At 67.5% G+C, this 15,962-nt stretch carries 18 protein-coding genes; 9 read left to right on the forward strand and 9 right to left on the reverse strand.

What is annotated here, in order from left to right:
- Positions 1–119 precede the first annotated feature (119 nt).
- Complete coding sequence (locus A5707_RS05880) at positions 120–569, forward strand: Lrp/AsnC family transcriptional regulator (protein WP_065013574.1); 450 nt, start codon at positions 120–122, stop codon at positions 567–569.
- On the opposite strand, the gene A5707_RS05885 is transcribed toward A5707_RS05880, so the two are convergent.
- The 3 genes from A5707_RS05885 to A5707_RS05895 form a co-directional block, all read right to left on the reverse strand.
- Positions 549–1,613, reverse strand: coding sequence for a Glu/Leu/Phe/Val dehydrogenase family protein (locus A5707_RS05885; protein ID WP_065013575.1), 1,065 nt, complete (start codon positions 1,611–1,613; stop codon positions 549–551). The genes A5707_RS05880 and A5707_RS05885 overlap by 21 nt on opposite strands.
- A gap of 66 nt (positions 1,614–1,679) precedes the next feature.
- Entirely contained in the window at positions 1,680–2,957 is a 1,278-nt protein-coding gene (locus A5707_RS05890) for a metal-dependent hydrolase family protein (RefSeq protein ID WP_065013576.1), read from the reverse strand.
- Complete coding sequence (locus tag A5707_RS05895; protein ID WP_065013577.1) at positions 2,954–3,583, reverse strand: TetR/AcrR family transcriptional regulator; 630 nt, start codon at positions 3,581–3,583, stop codon at positions 2,954–2,956. Before A5707_RS05895 ends, A5707_RS05890 begins: the two co-directional genes overlap by 4 nt.
- 119 nt (positions 3,584–3,702) lie before the next feature.
- Between A5707_RS05895 and A5707_RS05900 the strand changes: the two genes are divergently transcribed.
- From A5707_RS05900 to A5707_RS05935, 8 genes are read left to right on the forward strand one after another with little or no spacing between them, the layout of a single operon-like run.
- Positions 3,703–4,701: an LLM class flavin-dependent oxidoreductase gene (locus A5707_RS05900; protein ID WP_065013578.1), complete on the forward strand. Its 999-nt coding sequence runs from the start codon at positions 3,703–3,705 to the stop codon at positions 4,699–4,701.
- Between the two features lie 20 nt (positions 4,702–4,721).
- Complete coding sequence (locus A5707_RS05905; protein WP_156657601.1) at positions 4,722–5,150, forward strand: YybH family protein; 429 nt, start codon at positions 4,722–4,724, stop codon at positions 5,148–5,150.
- A 5-nt stretch (positions 5,151–5,155) separates the two neighbouring features.
- Positions 5,156–5,947: an alpha/beta fold hydrolase gene (locus A5707_RS05910; protein ID WP_065013580.1), complete on the forward strand. Its 792-nt coding sequence runs from the start codon at positions 5,156–5,158 to the stop codon at positions 5,945–5,947.
- A 10-nt stretch (positions 5,948–5,957) separates the two neighbouring features.
- Entirely contained in the window at positions 5,958–6,758 is an 801-nt protein-coding gene (locus A5707_RS05915) for an FAD binding domain-containing protein (RefSeq protein ID WP_065013581.1), read from the forward strand.
- Positions 6,755–7,240, forward strand: a complete 486-nt coding sequence (locus A5707_RS05920; RefSeq protein WP_331713118.1) for a (2Fe-2S)-binding protein — start codon at positions 6,755–6,757, stop codon at positions 7,238–7,240. The genes A5707_RS05915 and A5707_RS05920 overlap by 4 nt, the downstream gene beginning before the upstream one ends.
- Positions 7,237–9,576, forward strand: a complete 2,340-nt coding sequence (locus A5707_RS05925; protein WP_065013583.1) for a xanthine dehydrogenase family protein molybdopterin-binding subunit — start codon at positions 7,237–7,239, stop codon at positions 9,574–9,576. The genes A5707_RS05920 and A5707_RS05925 overlap by 4 nt, the downstream gene beginning before the upstream one ends.
- A complete protein-coding gene (locus A5707_RS05930) occupies positions 9,573–9,959 on the forward strand; it encodes an SCP2 sterol-binding domain-containing protein (RefSeq protein ID WP_065013584.1) in 387 nt (128 codons plus the stop codon). The genes A5707_RS05925 and A5707_RS05930 overlap by 4 nt, the downstream gene beginning before the upstream one ends.
- Positions 9,960–10,862, forward strand: coding sequence for a DUF1028 domain-containing protein (locus tag A5707_RS05935; protein ID WP_065013585.1), 903 nt, complete (start codon positions 9,960–9,962; stop codon positions 10,860–10,862).
- Positions 10,863–10,948: 86 nt separating this feature from the next.
- Here the strand turns inward: A5707_RS05935 and paaK are convergent, their stop codons facing one another.
- Genes paaK through paaA form a run of 6 tightly spaced genes read right to left on the reverse strand, consistent with a single transcriptional unit; the run spans position 10,949 to position 15,954 of the window.
- On the reverse strand, positions 10,949–12,262 hold the full coding sequence (gene paaK / locus A5707_RS05940) for a phenylacetate--CoA ligase PaaK (RefSeq protein WP_065013586.1): 1,314 nt from the start codon (positions 12,260–12,262) through the stop codon (positions 10,949–10,951).
- A 14-nt stretch (positions 12,263–12,276) separates the two neighbouring features.
- The gene (gene paaE / locus A5707_RS05945) at positions 12,277–13,338 is read right to left on the reverse strand and encodes a 1,2-phenylacetyl-CoA epoxidase subunit PaaE (protein ID WP_065013587.1); all 1,062 of its coding nucleotides are present in this window, start codon (positions 13,336–13,338) and stop codon (positions 12,277–12,279) included.
- A gap of 1 nt (position 13,339) precedes the next feature.
- On the reverse strand, positions 13,340–13,837 hold the full coding sequence (gene paaD, locus A5707_RS05950) for a 1,2-phenylacetyl-CoA epoxidase subunit PaaD (RefSeq protein WP_197495264.1): 498 nt from the start codon (positions 13,835–13,837) through the stop codon (positions 13,340–13,342).
- Positions 13,831–14,736 (reverse strand): 1,2-phenylacetyl-CoA epoxidase subunit PaaC, encoded by a 906-nt coding sequence (paaC, locus tag A5707_RS05955; RefSeq protein WP_065013589.1) that lies wholly within the window; start codon positions 14,734–14,736, stop codon positions 13,831–13,833. The genes paaD and paaC overlap by 7 nt, the downstream gene beginning before the upstream one ends.
- 14 nt (positions 14,737–14,750) lie before the next feature.
- Positions 14,751–15,050, reverse strand: a complete 300-nt coding sequence (gene paaB, locus A5707_RS05960) for a 1,2-phenylacetyl-CoA epoxidase subunit PaaB (RefSeq protein ID WP_065013590.1) — start codon at positions 15,048–15,050, stop codon at positions 14,751–14,753.
- Positions 15,031–15,954 carry a 1,2-phenylacetyl-CoA epoxidase subunit PaaA gene (gene paaA / locus A5707_RS05965; protein ID WP_065013621.1) on the reverse strand — a complete coding sequence of 308 codons (924 nt, stop codon included), beginning with the start codon at positions 15,952–15,954 and terminating at the stop codon, positions 15,031–15,033. The genes paaB and paaA overlap by 20 nt, the downstream gene beginning before the upstream one ends.
- Between the last annotated feature and the right edge of the window lie 8 nt (positions 15,955–15,962).

Here is a 15,962-nt window from a genome sequence, read left to right on the forward strand (position 1 = left end):
ACATCGACGGCCATCGATGCACTACCAAGCTGCGGTCTGGAGATGTATTGATTTCTAATAGCGGCATTCACATGCATACTGTTCACAGGACCGGCGGAAGTACACGAGGTGGCGAACACATGGATCTGGATGATCTGGACCGGCGGCTGATCCGGGAATTGGTCAAGGACGGTCGAGTCTCGATGCTGGAGTTGGCCAAACGGACTCACATCTCGCGGACGCATGTGTACTCGCGGATCGAACGGCTCGAGCAGCGCGGGATCATCGAGGGATTCACCGCACGAATCAACCTGGAGCGAACGGGCTTTGCGACGTCGGCGCTGATCGCGCTGTCCATTCAGCAGGATGCCTGGCGTGGCCTGTCCGAGCAGTTGAAGACGTTGCAGTTCGTCGAGCGGTTCACCCTTGTCGGCGGCGACTTCGACGTGCTCGTCGTGGTCCGCGCCCCGGATAACGCGACGCTGCGTACCGTCGTGCTGGAACGACTGCACGGCATGGCCGGCATCCGGTCGACCCGCACCTGGCTGGTGTTCGAGGAGTGGAACGGCTTACCCGCCGACTGGTTGTGAATGAGCGGCCCGGCGGCGGGCCAGTATCCGGGCGGCGGCGTCGGTGGTGATGTCCTCGGCCTCGCTGATCGCGTAGACCTCGATCAGGGTGTCGCCGATTCGATTGGTGTGCTGGGCAACCGTGTCGTCGTCCCATCCGAGCACTTCGCGCCCGACAAGGTGGAAAGCGCCGCCAGCATTGGCGACGAAGTCGGGCGCATACAGAATGCCGCGCTGACGCAGGATGTCACCGGCCCGCTCATCCGCGAGGATGTTGTTCGCCGCGCCGACGATCGCCGAGGTGGTCAGCCGCGCGGCGGTGGCGCTGTCGATGACGCCGCCCACCGCGCAGGGAGCAAAGATATCGCAGGGCGTCGTCGACACCGCGTCGGGCTCGACGATCGTGCAACCGAATTCCCGAGCCCACGACAGTCGTTGAAAGTCCGTGTCCGAAACCAGCAGTCGGGCGCCGGCTTCCGCGGCCAACGTGGCCAGGCGCCCGCCGACGGCACCGAGGCCCTGGATCAGAATGCTGAGTCCGTCGAGCGATCCCAGTCCGGCATGGGAGGCGGTGGCCTTCATCGCTTCGAACACCCCGAGCGCGGTGTTGACGGCGCTGGACCCGGCGCCGCCGCGATCTGCCGAGCGGCCGAAGACGAATTCCGTTGTCTCGTTGAGGACATCCATGTCAGCGGAGTCGGTGTTGACGTCGGGCCCCGTCCAGTAGGTGCCGTTGAGCCGGTCGATGTTCTCGGCATGCAGCTGCAGGATCCGCTGCCATCTCTCCGGGGCGATGTCTTTGCGCGGCGCCGGAAGCGCGATCACGGATTTGCCACCACCCATCGGCAGGCCGCTCACCGCCATCTTCAACGTCATTGCCCCGGCGAGTTTTCCGGCATCCTCGAGAGCACCGGCCAGCGACGGATACTGCGCAGCGCGGGTGCCGCCGGCGGCCTGGCCCAATCGCGTGGAGTCCACCCGGATGACAAACGACGCCCCGGTCTCAGGGTCGTGTCGGGTGACCGTCAACTCGCCGTCCCAGCGCAAGACATCGTCCAAACTCATGTCCACAGATGCTAGGCGTTGGAGCCGTCTCTGCAGCTGGCACGCGCGATAACCGCTACATATTGCCTAATCGGCCCCGACTAGTGATGCACCATGTCCAATCTGGTTGCGGCACGACCGCGCCTCCGCGGGCACTTTGCGGCAGATGGCGCCGCGGTGGATGACTGCGCGTACCCGCTCGGACAGCCCGCGTACGTCGACGTCGGTGCCGTCCAACAACACCAGGTCTGCCCGCTTGCCGGGGGTCAGTTCGCCGATATCATCAGCGGTGTCCAGCAATTCGGCCGCCGACGTCGTCGCCGCGCGCAGCGCCTCGACCGCCGAGAGTCCCTGATGCTGCAGCAGTTCGAGCTCGGCCAGGTTGTCACCATGGCGGGCGATTCCGGCGTCGGTGCCCATCGCGATGCGCACACCCGCCGCGTGGGCAAGCCGCAACGACCTGTCGTGCGCCTCGACTACATCGGCCACCTTGGCCCGGGTGGCGTCTGTGACCCCGGCTCCGGTCTGCACCATCTGCAGCAGCGCGCGCGGCGCCGATAGCGTTGGCACCAACCAGGTTCCGTGCTCCACCATCATCGCGACGGCTTCCTCGTCGAGATACACCCCGTGCTCGACGGAGCGAACACCGCAGCGCACTGCATTCTTGACGCCGTCGGTGCCGTGCGCGTGCGCCATCACGTGCACTCGGGCGGCTCGGGCCTCAGCCATCATCACCTCAAGTTCGTCGACGGCCAGATGCGCACGGCGCGGGTCACTGCGTGCGCTGATAACCCCGCCGGTCGTCGCGACTTTGATGACATCGGCACCGGCGCGGACCAATTCGCGGACCTTGCGGCGCATCTCGTGGGCGCCGTCGACGATCGTCGACGGGCTGCCGGGATAGGGCGGCCACAGGGCGTGCACGCATTCCCCCGATGGCATCCATTCGTCGGCGTGGCCGCCGGTCTGGCTGAGCATTCCGATCGCGATCTGCATGTCGGGGCCGTCGATCAGGCCGGTGGCCACCGCTTGTTTGACGCCGAGGTCCGCCCCGGCCGCGTCGCGGATCGTGGTCACGCCGGCGTGCAGTGTCAGCCGCAGGTTGCGGACGGCGTGAAAGAACCTGAGCGAGAACGGAGTTTGGATCAGCCGCAGGACGTCGACGTCGTCGAGCATGACATGGACGTGACAATCGATGAAGCCCGGCACCACGAGGTGCCCGGTGGCGTCCAGTGCGGTGTCACCGTCCAGGCCCGGCCCCACGTCGACGACATGCTCACCCTCGATGACGACATCGGCAGCGGCTGCCGTGCCGGAGACCGGATCAAAGACACAGCCGCCGTGCACCAGCAGCCGTGGGCTCACGATCCCTCCACCGATTGGCGGTACAGCGTGTTGATCCAAATCGTGGTCAGCGCCTCGGTGGCCGCGGCCGGATCGGCGAACGGCCGCTGCCCGAACGACGCCAGCAGGTAGCGCTCGTTCATCCACGTCAGCGCCCGCGCCACTTCGTGAGGCTGCGCTATCTGGCTGCGGCCCTCCGCGATGTCGGCCTCGATCCGGCGCGCAGTGGCCGTGACCAGACCTTCGGCCAGCGCGGCATACAGCTCGCTGATCTCCGGGTCGTATCGCGCGGTATCCGAGATCGCCTGGATGAGCCGACCGTGTTCGACGAAGATCGCGGTCAAGTCGGCCAGGCTGTGCCGAAGCTCGGCGGCGGGATCGTCGCTATCGGCCATCCACTCGTCGGCGACATGCCCCAGCTCCAGACCGACGTCGTCGAGCATCGCCATCAGCAGATGCTGCCGATCCTCGAAATGGCGGTAGAACGCGGTCCGGGCCACCTCGGCCGCGGAAGTGATGTCGTCCAGCGAGATTTCGGCCCACGGCTGGTTTTCCAGCAGGCGATGGGCGGCGTCCAGGAGCCGCCGTCGGGCATTACGCCGATGCTCGCGCCGCCGCGCCTGCAGATCGCTCTGTCGCGTCGTCACGTCACCGAGTCTCGCACGATATGGACGCTATGTACAACATTAATGTTGACACTATGTCACAGATGGAGTTACGTTGGGCGCAACCGCCGGCCTTTGCCGGGCGAAGCGCGCAGTGAGAGATGGGGTCGGACGTGCGAGTCAGCCTGTCGTTTACCGGATTCGGCTCGATCCTGGCCGACCTGCCGACCGTGCGCGCCGCCGACGCGTGCGGGTTCGACGGCCTCTGGTACGCCGAACACATCTGCGCCCATGACGCGGTCGTTCCCGCGACCGTCTACCTGCGGGAGACCGAGCGGCTCGAAGTGGTCCTGATGGGCATCAGCGCGGCCGGACGTCACCCCGGCGTGGCCGCGATGGAACTGGCGTCGCTGGCCGAAATCGCACCGGGCCGGGTCCGGGCCGCGATCGGCACCGGGGTGCCGGACATGATCGCCAAGCTCGGCCGGTCGGTGGACAAGCCGATCGGGTCGACGATCGCGCTGCACCAAGCACTGACGTCCGCGCTGTCCGGTGACGAATTGACCGCCGACTACCCCGGCTTCCGGTTCGAGCAATACACGTTGAACCCGTTGGCGGCGCCGCCCCCGCTGGACATCATGGCCGTGCGCCCGAAGATGGTGGAAACCGCCGCCCGCTACGCCGACGGGGTCTGCCTCAGCGCCGGCGCGTCACGCACCTATCTGGCCGACACCGTGCAGCGGGTGGAGGCGACGCTCGCCGAGGCCGGCCGCCCGCGCGACGGGTTCCGGATTTCGGCTGTGGTCACCGCATTCATCACCGACGACGTCGAGGCAGCCCGCATTCAAGTGGCCGAGCTGTTGTCGGCGTTCGACCCGGCCACCACCGAATACCTTGCCGCCGGGGCAATTCCGGACGGCGCGCTGGTGAACGCCATCGCGAGAGGCGAGCCTGGCGAGGCCGCCAAGGTGCTTACCCCCGAGGTCATCGATGCGGTGGCGATGGTCGGCCCGCCGGAGACCATTGGTGATTCGTTGGCGGCCTACGCCGAGACGGGGATCGACGAGATCGCGATCGTGCCGTTCGCGCCGCCCGACCAGCTACCCGACCTGATCGCCTCGATCGCCGAGTGCCGGCCGATGCTCGCCGCCCAACCCTGACCGAAGAACGGACCACGCCCATGACCGACACCCTGCTCGACGGCGACACCCGCGAGATCATGCGCCTGCACCGCGAATTCGTCGACGCCAACGGACCACTCGACTCAAGCTATCTGCGACGACGGGTGACCGCGATACCTGACGAACTGGTCTGGTACAACCTCAACCTCGCGGTCTACGTCGGGCAGGATCAGATCGCGCAGCTGTGGGACATGCTGTCGTCGGCCATGACCGGCGACGCGATCAGCAGCGAGCTTCGCGACGAGCGCATCGAGGTGGTCGGTGATGTCGCGTGGGTGACCTACCTCAACCACTATCGGGCCGACTTCGGTGATCTGGGCAGCTATAACGCCGGCATGCGCAGCACCGAGATCTGGCGGCGCCGCGACGGCACATGGGCGTTGGTGCACGCGCACTTCTCCGCCCACGCGCCCACCGAGGCCGGGTAGCGGCCATGGAACGGTACGCGGTGTCGGGACCGGTCGGTGTGATCGGGGGTGTGCGACGAGTCTGCGACGGCACCGACGCGCCGGTCGTGTTCGTCCATCACATCAACGGCGCCGCCGAACAGTGGTGGCCGGTGATGGAGCACCTCGCCGACCGCAGCTCGATTGCCGTCGACCTACGGGGACACGGTCTTTCCGAGCCGGGCGGAAGTTACGGCGCCGCGGACTACGCCGCCGATATCGCCGCAGTGATGGACACTCTCGGCATTCCGCGGGCCCATCTGGTAGGCGCCTCGTTCGGCGGTAGCGCGAGCATCGTGCTGGCGGCTACTCAGCCGGCGCGCATCGAGTCGGTGACGGTGATCGGTAGCGCGCTGCGGGTCGTCGGGGTGGACAGCGCCGCTGTGGTCGACGAGTTACACCGGCTCGGGCCGACGCTGTTCTTCGAGAAGTTCGCGGCGGCGAGCTTTGCACCCGGTACCGACGACGCGCTGCTGGCCGACTCGGTACACCGGGCCGCCCGGAACGACAGCAGCACGATAGAGCAGATCATCCGCGCAGCATTCTCCGCCGACATCTCCTCTGCCGCAGCACAAGTCGCATCGCCAGCGCTGGTGCTGACGGGCGAGCACGATCAAACGTGCCCGCCGGCGCTGGGCGCCGAGCTCGCGGCGGCATTGGGGGCGGAGTGCCGGGTGCTGGCCGGGCGCGGGCACCTGGCCCACATCGAAGCTCCGGCGTTGGTCGCGCACTTGATCGACGAGCGGCTGCAGCACATCGGCAGCGTGCCGACCGGCTGAGGTTTATGCGATGCATCCGGCGCCGTTCGACTACCTGGCAGCTGCCTCCGTCACCGAAGCCTGCGTTGCTTTAGCGGGCGATCCCAGCGGCACACGGGTTCTCGCCGGCGGGCAGAGTCTGATGCCACTGTTGGTCCGCAGGCTGGAGCGGCCGCGCCGACTGGTCGACATCACCCGGATCGCGGAACTGCACGACCTGTCCGCCACTGGCGAGGGATTGCGCATCGGCGCCGCCACCACCCAACGCGCCGCCGAGTTCTCCCCCGCCCTCGCCGGTTTTCATGTTCTCGCGCAGGCGCTTCCGCGGGTGGGCAAGGTGACCACCCGCAACCGCGGCACGATTTGCGGCAGCATCGCCCACGCTAACCCGGCCGCCGAACTCGGTGTCTGCCTGGTCGCCCTCGGCGGTGAGGTCACCGCCGTGTCGAAGACGGGGTTCCGGTCTATTGCAGCCGAGGACTTTTTCCGGACGCCGTTTCAGACCGCCCTGCACCCCGGCGAGTTGGTGCACAGCGTCACGTTCCATCGGCCGAAGACCGAATCCGTCGGGTACTTCGACGAAGTCACACTGCGCGGCGCCGGCGACACGCCGCTGATCAGTGCCGCGGTCACCGGAAGCATTGTCGACGGCGAGGTCACCGATGTGCGCATCGTGGTCGGTGGTGCGGGGCAAGTACCGGTGCTCACCGACGCGTTTGCGGCGGGTCTCAGCTTCACCGGCGACGCGCATGGCTCCGGGGAGCATCGCCGGCGGTTGGCGGTGCGCATGGTCGCGCGCCTGCTGCGTCGATTACGGAAGGGCCTGCCGTGACCATCGAACTACGGGTGAACGGGCGCCCGACCCGCGCGGACGTGCCCGCGCGGATGTCGTTGGCCGACTTTCTGCGTGAGCGGCTCGGCCTGACCGGAACCCATATCGGCTGCGGTGAAGGGTTGTGCGGCAGCTGCAACGTGCTACTCGATTCCCGTTCGGTGCGAGCATGTTTGACGCTGGCGGTGCAGGCCGAGGGGTCGGATGTCGTCACGATCGAGGGCCTGAGCCAGCCAGCGGAGCCCTCCCCGGTCCAGGACTGCCTGATCCGGCACCGGGCGCTGCAGTGCGGCTTCTGCACACCCGGATTCGTGGTGTTGATCGAAGAGCTGCTGGCCGAGGTCGACGCGGGCGCTCGGCCCACCCCGGCGGAATTGCGGGACCGACTGGCCGCATCGTTGTGCCGCTGTACCGGATACGCGCCGATCGTGGCGGCCGCGGAGGAACTCGTCGCCGCCAAGATTGTCGAGCAGAGCCGATGAGCCACGTTGGTCAGGGCCCGCCGGGGTTGCACTTCGCGCGGTTGGCCGCGGGTGGCGGACGCTATCTGGCCGACGAATACGCCGCCGGCGAACTGCATCTGGTGATCGTGCGCTCCCGCGAACCGCACGCCCTCATCACCGTGGACCCGCTGCGGGCCCGCGCCGCGCCCGGCGTGCACGCGGTGCTCGTCGGCGCGGACATCCGCGACTGCACCGAGCCGATGGGGATGATGTGGAACGCGCAGATCCAAGCCGACGCGCCCACCTGGTGCCTGGCCACCGACAAGGTCCGCTACGTCGGTGAGCCGATCGCCGCCGTAGTCGCCGACGACGCGTATCTAGCGGAGGACGCCGCCGAACTCGTCGACGTCCACTACCAGAAGCTACCCGCCGTCGTCGACGCGACCCCGGACAGCCAACCGCTGCTCTACGACGAGTGGCCGGATAACGTGTTCGGCCGCAATCGGTTCGAGGCAGGAGATGCCACCGCGGCGCTCGGCGACGCGGCGGTGGTCGTCAGCGGCCGCTATACCAGTAGCCGGGTCGCGGGGCTGTCGTTGGAGGCCCGCGGGGTGCGCGCCGTCTGGGACATCACCGGCGAGTCGGTCACGGTGTGGACCTCGACGCAGTCACCGCATCAGGTGCGCAGCTCGCTGAGTGCGACACTGCGGGTCCCGGAGAGTCGCGTGCGGGTCCTGTGCCCAGACATGGGCGGCGCGTTCGGCAACAAGGCCTGCGCCTACATCGAGGAGACGTTGGTCGCGTTCGCGGCTCGCGTCGTGCGCCGGCCGGTCCGCTGGATCGAGAGCCGCTCGGAGGCGTTTGTCGCCACGGTTCACGGGCGCGGCACCGCGGTCGACCTCGAAGTCGGATTCACCGCGGGCGGAGCGATATCAGGGTTGCGGGCGACCGTGTTTCTCGACTGCGGCGCGACGCCGTACATGGTGGGCTGTGGGACCGGGATGGTCACCGCCGCCACGGTGCTCGGCCCGTACCGGATTCCCGACGCTTTGAGCGAGCTGGTGGCCGTGGTGACGAACAAGACGCCGATTGGGGCCTACCGCGGATTCGGCATGCCCGAAGCCACGTTCGCGATCGAACGCGCGATGGATGAGGGTGCGCGGCGGCTCGGGATCGACCCGATCGAGATTCGGCACCGCAACCTGCTGCGTCCCGACGAGCTGCCCTATTGGACCGCGGCGATGATGTGTTTGGACAGCGGACGCTACAGCGAGATGCTGGATCTCGTTGCAGGCCATCTTGATTGGCATCGCGCTCAGCGCGAGTCTGCGGAAGCCCGCGCCGCCGGCCGGCTGGTCGGCGTCGGCGTCGCGTGCTATTTGGAGGCCACGAATTTCGGGCCGTCGTTGACCGCGGCGATGATGGGCATCAACAGTCCCGGACATGACCGCGCGGTCGTGCGGATGGACGCGTCGGGCTTGGTCACGGTGTTCACCGGCCAAATGTCGATGGGCCAGGGACTCGAGACGGTGCTGGCGCAGGTCGCCGCCGACGAGCTCGGGGTGCCGTTGGAGTCGGTGTCGGTGATCTGCGGCGACACGTTGTCCTGCCCGTACACCGGCTACGGCAGTGGCGGCAGCCGGGGCGCCGGGGTGGCCGGTTCGGCGGTGATGATGGCGGCGCGCCGGCTGCGGGATCGGATGCGCGGTATCGCGGCCCACCTGTTGGAAGCCGAGGTGGTGTGTGACGTCGACGGCGGTTTCGCCGACGAATCCGGTCGTACGCTAACGGTTTCCGCGGTCGCCGAAGCGGCCTACCAGGCTCGCGATCTTCCGCCCGACACCGAGCCCGGGTTTGAATCGTCGTATACCTACGATCCGCAGGCGTTCGCGTTCTCCTATGGCGCGGTGGCCGCCGTGGTGGAGATCGATCGCGACACCGGGACGGTGTCGGTGCAGCGGATGGTGTTCGGACATGACTGTGGTGTGCAGCTGAATCCGGCCAACGTCGCCGGGCAGATCATCGGCGGGGCGGCGCAGGGGCTGGGCGCCGCGCTCTACGAACAGCTGCCGTACACCGCGGACGGTCAGCCGGTGGTCGAGTCGCTGTGGGACTACTTTCCGCCGCTGCCGGCCAATATGCCTGCCGTGGAGTTGGTGCACCTGGAAACACCGACGCCGTTCTCGCTCAACGGCGCCAAAGGTACCGGCGAGAGCGGCGCGATCCCATTGCCGGCGGTGCTGGCCAACGCCATCCGCGACGCGCTGGATGGCGACAGCAGCGCGGTCGTCGACACCATTCCGATCACCGCAGAACGCCTCTTGGCCGCAATTGATCGACAAGCCAGCGCAACTCAACCGAAGGAGAAGGTATGAAGTACGCATCGCAGGAATGGCTGGACCGTCAGCGCGAGCTGCAACAAGCCTTCGGTCGGCGGCCCGGCGCGTCGGCGCGGGTGCAGTACCGGCTCACCCAGGCGCCCGACGGTGACGACATCCGTTACTTCGCCGATGTGCAGGATGGCCGGATCGTCTCGCAGAAGCTCGGTGACGACCCGGCCGCGGACGGCACCATGTCGGCGTCGTATGCCGATTCCGTCGCGATGCTGCGCGGCGAGCTGGCCCCGAACGCCGCCTTCATGCAAGGCCGGGTCAAGCTGACCGGCAACGTCGCGAAGCTGGCCGCGCTGATGCCGATCACCCAGACCACCGAATACCGCAATCATTACGCGCAGCTGGTCGAGGAAACCGACTTCTGAATGACTTTCTCGCTGCTGGCTCGCGACCCGGCCACCGGCGCGCTGGGCGTCGCATCGCAGTCGCACTATCTCGGTGTCGGCGCGGTGGTGACGTGGGCGGAAGCGGGCGTGGGAGTGGTGGCGACGCAGGCGTTTCCGGAACGTTCCTACGGGCCGCAGGGCTTGGCGTTGATGCGGGACGGTCAATCTGCACGCGAGGCACTGTCATTGCTGGTCGACGCCGACCCTGATCGCGAACTACGGCAAGTCGGCTATCTAGGCCCTGGCGGCTTTGGCCTTCACAGCGGTGAGCGGTGCGTTGCGGCGGCCGGCGTGGCTGTTACCGATCACGCCGCCGCGCTGGGCAACATGCTGGACAGCGACGATGTGCTGGGCGCGATGCTGCGCGGCTTCGAAGGGGCGGACGGTGACCTTGCGCATCGTCTGCTCGCCGGTCTGCGCGGCGGTGAGGAGGCCGGCGGCGATATCCGGGGCAGCCAGTCCGCGGCGCTGCTGGTGGTCGACGGTCAGCGCACCGACAGCCCGTGGGATGGTGTGCTGCGGGATGTACGGGTGGACGACCACCCCGATCCGATCGGCGAGCTCAGTAGGCTCATCAAGCTGGCCGACGCCTACGACGAGGTGTCGCGGGTGGTGTTCAATCCGTTGGGAGTCGTGCTCGGCGGACATGACACCGAATTCGCTGCGGCTGCTGTGGCTCTCGCAGCTGCCGATGATGTGCTGGGCCCCAATCCCGAGGCGACGTTTTGGTCGGCGGTGCTGCATGCCCGTTGGGGGCAACGGGCCGAGGCGCGCCGCCTGCTGGCCGACGCTGCTCAGCGCAACCCGCGGCTGCCACGCTTCGTGACGCGACTGGCCGACGCGGGGATTTTGACTGCTGACGAGGCTGAAGTGCTGTCGTAATCACTTGAGCCACACTAGTACCGTGAGCTGACCATGAGGCGATTCTCAATCGTGATATCGCTCGTGATATCGCAATGGAAACTGTCCTATTGGTCGACAATCCGGTGCGCCTTGCCCGCTGATCGCTCGATCGAGCCGGCGGCCACCACACTCACGATCACGCTGACGCCGATGCGGTTCTTGATCTGCCGCGCCAGCGCATCCGCTGCGCGTTGGCGGTGTTCAACCCCAACACCTCGGCGGTGCTCCACCCGCACGGTCAACTGCTCGAGCCGGCCCGGGCGGTCGAGCACACACTGAAACTGCGGCGCCAACGCGGGCTGCTGGAGAATCAATTCCTCGATCTGGCTCGGAAATACGTTCACACCACGCAAGATCATCATGTCGTCGCTGCGGCCGGTGATCCTGCGCATCCGGCGCATCGAGCGGGCGGTGCCGGGCAATAAAGCGGTCAGATCACGAGTGCGATATCGGATGACCGGGAAGGCCTCCTTGGTCAGGGAGGTGAACACGAGCTCGCCGTCACTGCCGTCGGGCAACACTTCCTCAGTGACTGGGTCGATGATCTCCGGATAGAAGTGGTCTTCCCAAATATGCAGCCCGTCCCGGGTTTCCACGCATTCCTGGGCGACGCCGGGACCCATCACTTCGGACAGGCCATAGATGTCGACGGCGCTGATGCTGAGGCGGTGTTCGAGTTCGACCCGCATCTCGTCGGTCCACGGTTCGGCGCCGAACACCCCAACCCGCAGCGACGTGGCCCGCGGGTCGATGCCGGCCGCCTCCATAGCGTCGGCGATGGTCAGCATGTAGGACGGGGTGACCATGATGGCGTCGGGCCGGAAGTCGGCGATCAGCTGGACCTGCCGGTCGGTCATGCCGCCCGACATCGGGATCACAGTGCAGCCGAGTCGTTCGGCGCCGTAGTGGGCGCCGATACCGCCGGTGAAAAGCCCGTAGCCGTAGGCGATGTGGACCTTGTCGGTCGAGCGCACGCCCCCGGCACGCAACGAGCGCGCGACGAGGTTGGCCCAGGTGTCGATGTCGGCGGCGGTGTAGCCGACGACGGTGGGACGCCCGGTAGTGCCAGACGACGCGTGCAACCGCGCCACCCGGGGCTGCGGCACCGCGAACATGCCGAACGGATAGTTCGCCCGCAAATCGGCCTTGGTGGTCAACGGAAACAACGCGAGATCGCCGAGCTCTTTGAGGTCGCTGGGGTGTACGCCGCGAGCGTCGAACGCCGCGCGGTAGTGCGGCACGTTCTGATAGGCGTGCTGCAGTGACCATTTCAGCCGGCGCAGCTGCAGGGCGGAGATCTCGTCGCGGGAAGCGGTCTCGATCGGCTCGAGCTCATCGGGCGAACGGCAGGCCGCGGGGCGGTCGACGATCTCGGTCATGTGTGACTCCTCGGTCAGGCGTCGAAGTCGATGGTGACGGCGTCGCTGCACGGAAGCGATTGGCAGGTCAACACGAAACCTGCTGCTAATTCCGCAGTTTCGAGTGCGTAGTTGCGGCGCATATCAACACTGCCGGCGGTCACCTTGGCACGGCAGGTGCCGCACACCCCGCCCTTGCACGCGAACGGCAAGTCGTCGCGGGATCGCTGCGCGGCGTCGAGCACCGTGCTGTGCCGCGGCAAGCGCAGCGTGCTGGAGCGGCCATCCAGGATGATGGTGACCTCGCTGGTGGGCCCATCGGCGGTGGCCTCGAGGTGGTGGGCCGGTGGCGGGGCAACGTCTTCGACGAAGAACAGTTCTCGGTGCACCCGGTCGCCGGGGACGCCGAGGTCGCGCAGCACCCGTTGAGCGTCGACGACCATGCCGTGCGGCCCGCACAGCCAGAAGTGGTCGACGGCATCGATCGGAACCAAAGTCTGCAACAGGCCCCGGATGCGGTCGGCGTCGAGTCGGCCGCTGAACAGGTCCACGCCGCGGGGCTCGCGGGAGAGCACGTGAATCAATTCGAATCGCGCGCGAAAGCTGTCCTTGAGGTCGGCGAGTTCCTCGGCGAACATCACCGAGCTGGCGTGCCGATTCCCGTAGAACAGCGTTACGTGCGAATCGGGTTGGTGCAGCACGCTTGCGGCGATCGAGAGGATCGGCGTGATGCCGGATCCCGCGGCGATCAGCACGTGGCGGGCACCGCCACCGGGTTCGGCGGCAAAGCTGCCCGCCGGGGTCTGCACCTCTACCGTGTCACCGGGACGCAGGTCGCGGACCATCCACGGGGAGAAGGCTCCGCCCGGTACTTCCCGGACCCCGATCCGCAGCGGCTCGCCCACCGGCGCGCAGATCGAATAGCTGCGTCGTTCTTCGGTGCTGCCCGACCGCTTTCGCAATGTCACCGACTGGCCAGGCCGGAACGCGAAGGCCGGTTGCAGCTCGTCGGGCACGGCGAACGTGACGGCCACAGCGTCGTCGCAGAGGTGCTGCACCGCGGCCACCGACAGCGGGTGGAAAGTGCGGGTGGTCATCCTAGATCTCCTTCACCCGCTCGAACGGTTCGGCGCAGGATCGGCAGCGGTGCAGCGACTTGCACGGTGTAGCAGCGAATTCCGACGTCTTCTCGGTGTCGACCGATCCGCATCGCGGGCAGTGGACCCCCTGGCGGCGCGGGGTCAGGGTGAGCAGCACCGGTCCGCTGTGACTGGGCCCGGGCGGGGCGATGCCATAGTCGGCGAGCTTGCGGCGTCCGTCGTCGCTGATCCAATCGGTGCTCCACGCCGGGCTCAGCGCAGTGCGGATCTGCGCGTCGTCGAACCCGGCCCTGGCCAGCGCCCGCCGCAAGTCAGCGCGGATGGTGGCCATGGCCGGACACCCGGAGTAGGTGGGGGTGATGGTGACGACCACCCGCCCGTGCTCGTCGCTGGACACGTCGCGCAGCACCCCGAGGTCGGCGAGCGTCAGGATCGGCAGCTCCGGGTCCGTGACCTCAGCGGCCACCCGTCGCGCCCGGTCGAGCGGGATCACCACTGCCCCAATGGATGTTCCCGGGCAACGGATTGCATTTCGGTGAGCAGCGGTCCCATCGCCCCGGTGTGCATGCCGTCGCGCCCACTCCGACCGCCCGAGGTTGACGGTGGAACCAGGAGTTCGGCGGCGTGAAACACCTGCCGCATCACCGCATCGAATTCGGCGCGCAGGTCGGCCGGGTCGACACCGGCGCCAACGGCGGCCAGGCGCGTCTCGACCGGATGGCCGATGAACAGTTCACCGACGTAGGGCCAGACCACGCCGAGGGCGGCCTCGACCCGGCGCCGGGATTCGGCTGTGCCGCAGGCCAGAGTGATCAGCCAGCGGGCGGCGTAGTCACGTTGGTAGGTCACCTCTTTGACGCCCTTGGCCGCCACTGCGGCCAGCACCGGGTCGCGGGATCCACGCAACCGCTGCAGCAGGGCCAGCCGGTAGGTGGCGAACACCAGCAGTCGCGTGATGGTCACCGCGAAGTCGCCGTTGTCGAGTTCGGCCAGTCGCACATTAACGAACTGCGGTTCGCCGCGGAAGAACGCGAGCGCGTCCTCGGCGGGAATGGGCGATCCCTCGGGCAGGGTGGGCACCACGTCGGGGTCGGCGGCGGCGGCGCGGGCCAGCAGCAGCCGGGCCTGCCCGAGTAGGTCCAGGCCGATGTTGGCCAGCGCGACTTCCTCTTCGAGTTCCGGTGCGCGGGTGAGCCATTGGGTCAGGCGCTGCGCGACGATCAGTGCATCGTCGCCGAGCATCAGGCAGTAGCTGGCCAGATCCGCGCCGTCGATGCCGTCGGCCAGGCGGGTGTCCACCCCGGCCAGCGGGTCGTCGAAGCTGGTGCCGAATGCCCACTGGTCGGCGGCGTCGATGTCGACGAGGCCGGTGTAGGCCGAGTCGTGGTCAATCATGGCGGGTCCTGGCCTCACATGTGCGCGACGGTGTCGGGGATGTCGTAGAAGGTGGGGTGGCGGTAGACCTTGTCGCCGCTGGGTGCGAAATACGGGTCTTTTTCGCTAGGGCTGGAGGCGGTGATCGCCGCGGAGCGCACCACCCAGATGCTGACACCCTCGTTGCGCCGGGTGTAGACGTCGCGGGCGTGGCGCAGGGCCATCTCGTCGTCGGCGGCGTGCAGCGATCCTACGTGGACGTGGTTGAGGCCGCGTTTGCCGCGGACGAATACCTCGTACAGTGGCCAGGCCGGGTCAACTTGCTTGTCGCTCATCGTGTTTCCTCTTGTCGGCGAAGGCGGTGGCGGCCTGCCGCACCCAGCGGCCCTCGTCGTGGGCGGCTTTGCGGGTGGCGATCCGTTCGTGGTTGCAGGGGCCGTTGCCGTGGACGACGGCCAGGAACTCCGACCAATCGGGGGTGCCGAAGTCATAGCAGCCGCGCTGTTCGTTCCACGCCAGCTCGGGGTCGGGGAAACCGACGCCGAGGACTTCGCCCTGCGGGACGGTCATGTCGACGAACCGCTGTCGCAGTTCATCGTTGGTGTGGCGTTTGATGCCCCAGGCCATCGACTGGGCGGTGTTCGGTGATTGGTCGTCGGGCGGGCCGAACATCATCAGCGCCGGCCACCACCACCGGTCGACGGCGTCTTGGACCATCGCGCGTTGCTCGTCGGTGCCGCGCATCATCGTCAGCAACAGTTCGAAGCCCTGCCGCTGGTGAAACGACTCCTCCTTGCAGATCCGGATCATCGCGCGGGCATAGGGTCCATAGGAGCTGCGGCACAGCGGCACCTGGTTGCAGATCGCGGCGCCGTCGACCAGCCAGCCGATCACGCCGATATCGGCGTAGCTCAGCGTCGGATAGTTGAAGATCGACGAGTATTTCTGCTTGCCGGCAATGAGTTTCGCGGTCAGGTCGCCGCGGTCGGCGCCGAGGGTTTCCGCAGCGGAATACAGGTACAGGCCGTGGCCGGCTTCGTCTTGCACCTTGGCCAGCAGGATCGCTTTGCGCCGCAGTGACGGCGCTCGGGTCAGCCAGTTACCCTCCGGCTGCATGCCGATGATCTCCGAGTGCGCGTGCTGGGCGATCTGGCGGATCAGCGTGTGGCGGTAGCCGTCGGGCATCTGATCGCGCGGCTCCACGCGCTGCCCGGCGGCGATGATCTCGTCGAAGGTCATCGCGGTGC

It is taken from the genome of Mycobacterium kyorinense, assembly GCF_001672775.1.
GTDB lineage: Bacteria > Actinomycetota > Actinomycetes > Mycobacteriales > Mycobacteriaceae > Mycobacterium > Mycobacterium kyorinense_A.

Excerpts from the sequence above, each read along its gene's own strand:
- paaK (WP_065013586.1), bottom strand. The coding sequence starts at position 12,262 with ATGACCGAGATCGTCGACCGCCCCGCGGCCTGCCGTTCGCCCGATGAG.
- A5707_RS05880 (WP_065013574.1), top strand. The coding sequence starts at position 120 with ATGGATCTGGATGATCTGGACCGGCGGCTGATCCGGGAATTGGTCAAG.
- A5707_RS05910 (WP_065013580.1), top strand. The coding sequence starts at position 5,156 with ATGGAACGGTACGCGGTGTCGGGACCGGTCGGTGTGATCGGGGGTGTG.
- paaB (WP_065013590.1), bottom strand. The coding sequence starts at position 15,050 with ATGAGCGACAAGCAAGTTGACCCGGCCTGGCCACTGTACGAGGTATTC.
- A5707_RS05935 (WP_065013585.1), top strand. The coding sequence starts at position 9,960 with ATGACTTTCTCGCTGCTGGCTCGCGACCCGGCCACCGGCGCGCTGGGC.
- paaA (WP_065013621.1), bottom strand. The coding sequence starts at position 15,954 with ATGACCTTCGACGAGATCATCGCCGCCGGGCAGCGCGTGGAGCCGCGC.
- A5707_RS05900 (WP_065013578.1), top strand. The coding sequence starts at position 3,703 with ATGGGGTCGGACGTGCGAGTCAGCCTGTCGTTTACCGGATTCGGCTCG.
- A5707_RS05915 (WP_065013581.1), top strand. The coding sequence starts at position 5,958 with ATGCATCCGGCGCCGTTCGACTACCTGGCAGCTGCCTCCGTCACCGAA.
- A5707_RS05885 (WP_065013575.1), bottom strand. The coding sequence starts at position 1,613 with ATGAGTTTGGACGATGTCTTGCGCTGGGACGGCGAGTTGACGGTCACC.
- A5707_RS05905 (WP_156657601.1), top strand. The coding sequence starts at position 4,722 with ATGACCGACACCCTGCTCGACGGCGACACCCGCGAGATCATGCGCCTG.
- A5707_RS05925 (WP_065013583.1), top strand. The coding sequence starts at position 7,237 with ATGAGCCACGTTGGTCAGGGCCCGCCGGGGTTGCACTTCGCGCGGTTG.
- A5707_RS05930 (WP_065013584.1), top strand. The coding sequence starts at position 9,573 with ATGAAGTACGCATCGCAGGAATGGCTGGACCGTCAGCGCGAGCTGCAA.
- paaC (WP_065013589.1), bottom strand. The coding sequence starts at position 14,736 with ATGATTGACCACGACTCGGCCTACACCGGCCTCGTCGACATCGACGCC.
- paaE (WP_065013587.1), bottom strand. The coding sequence starts at position 13,338 with ATGACCACCCGCACTTTCCACCCGCTGTCGGTGGCCGCGGTGCAGCAC.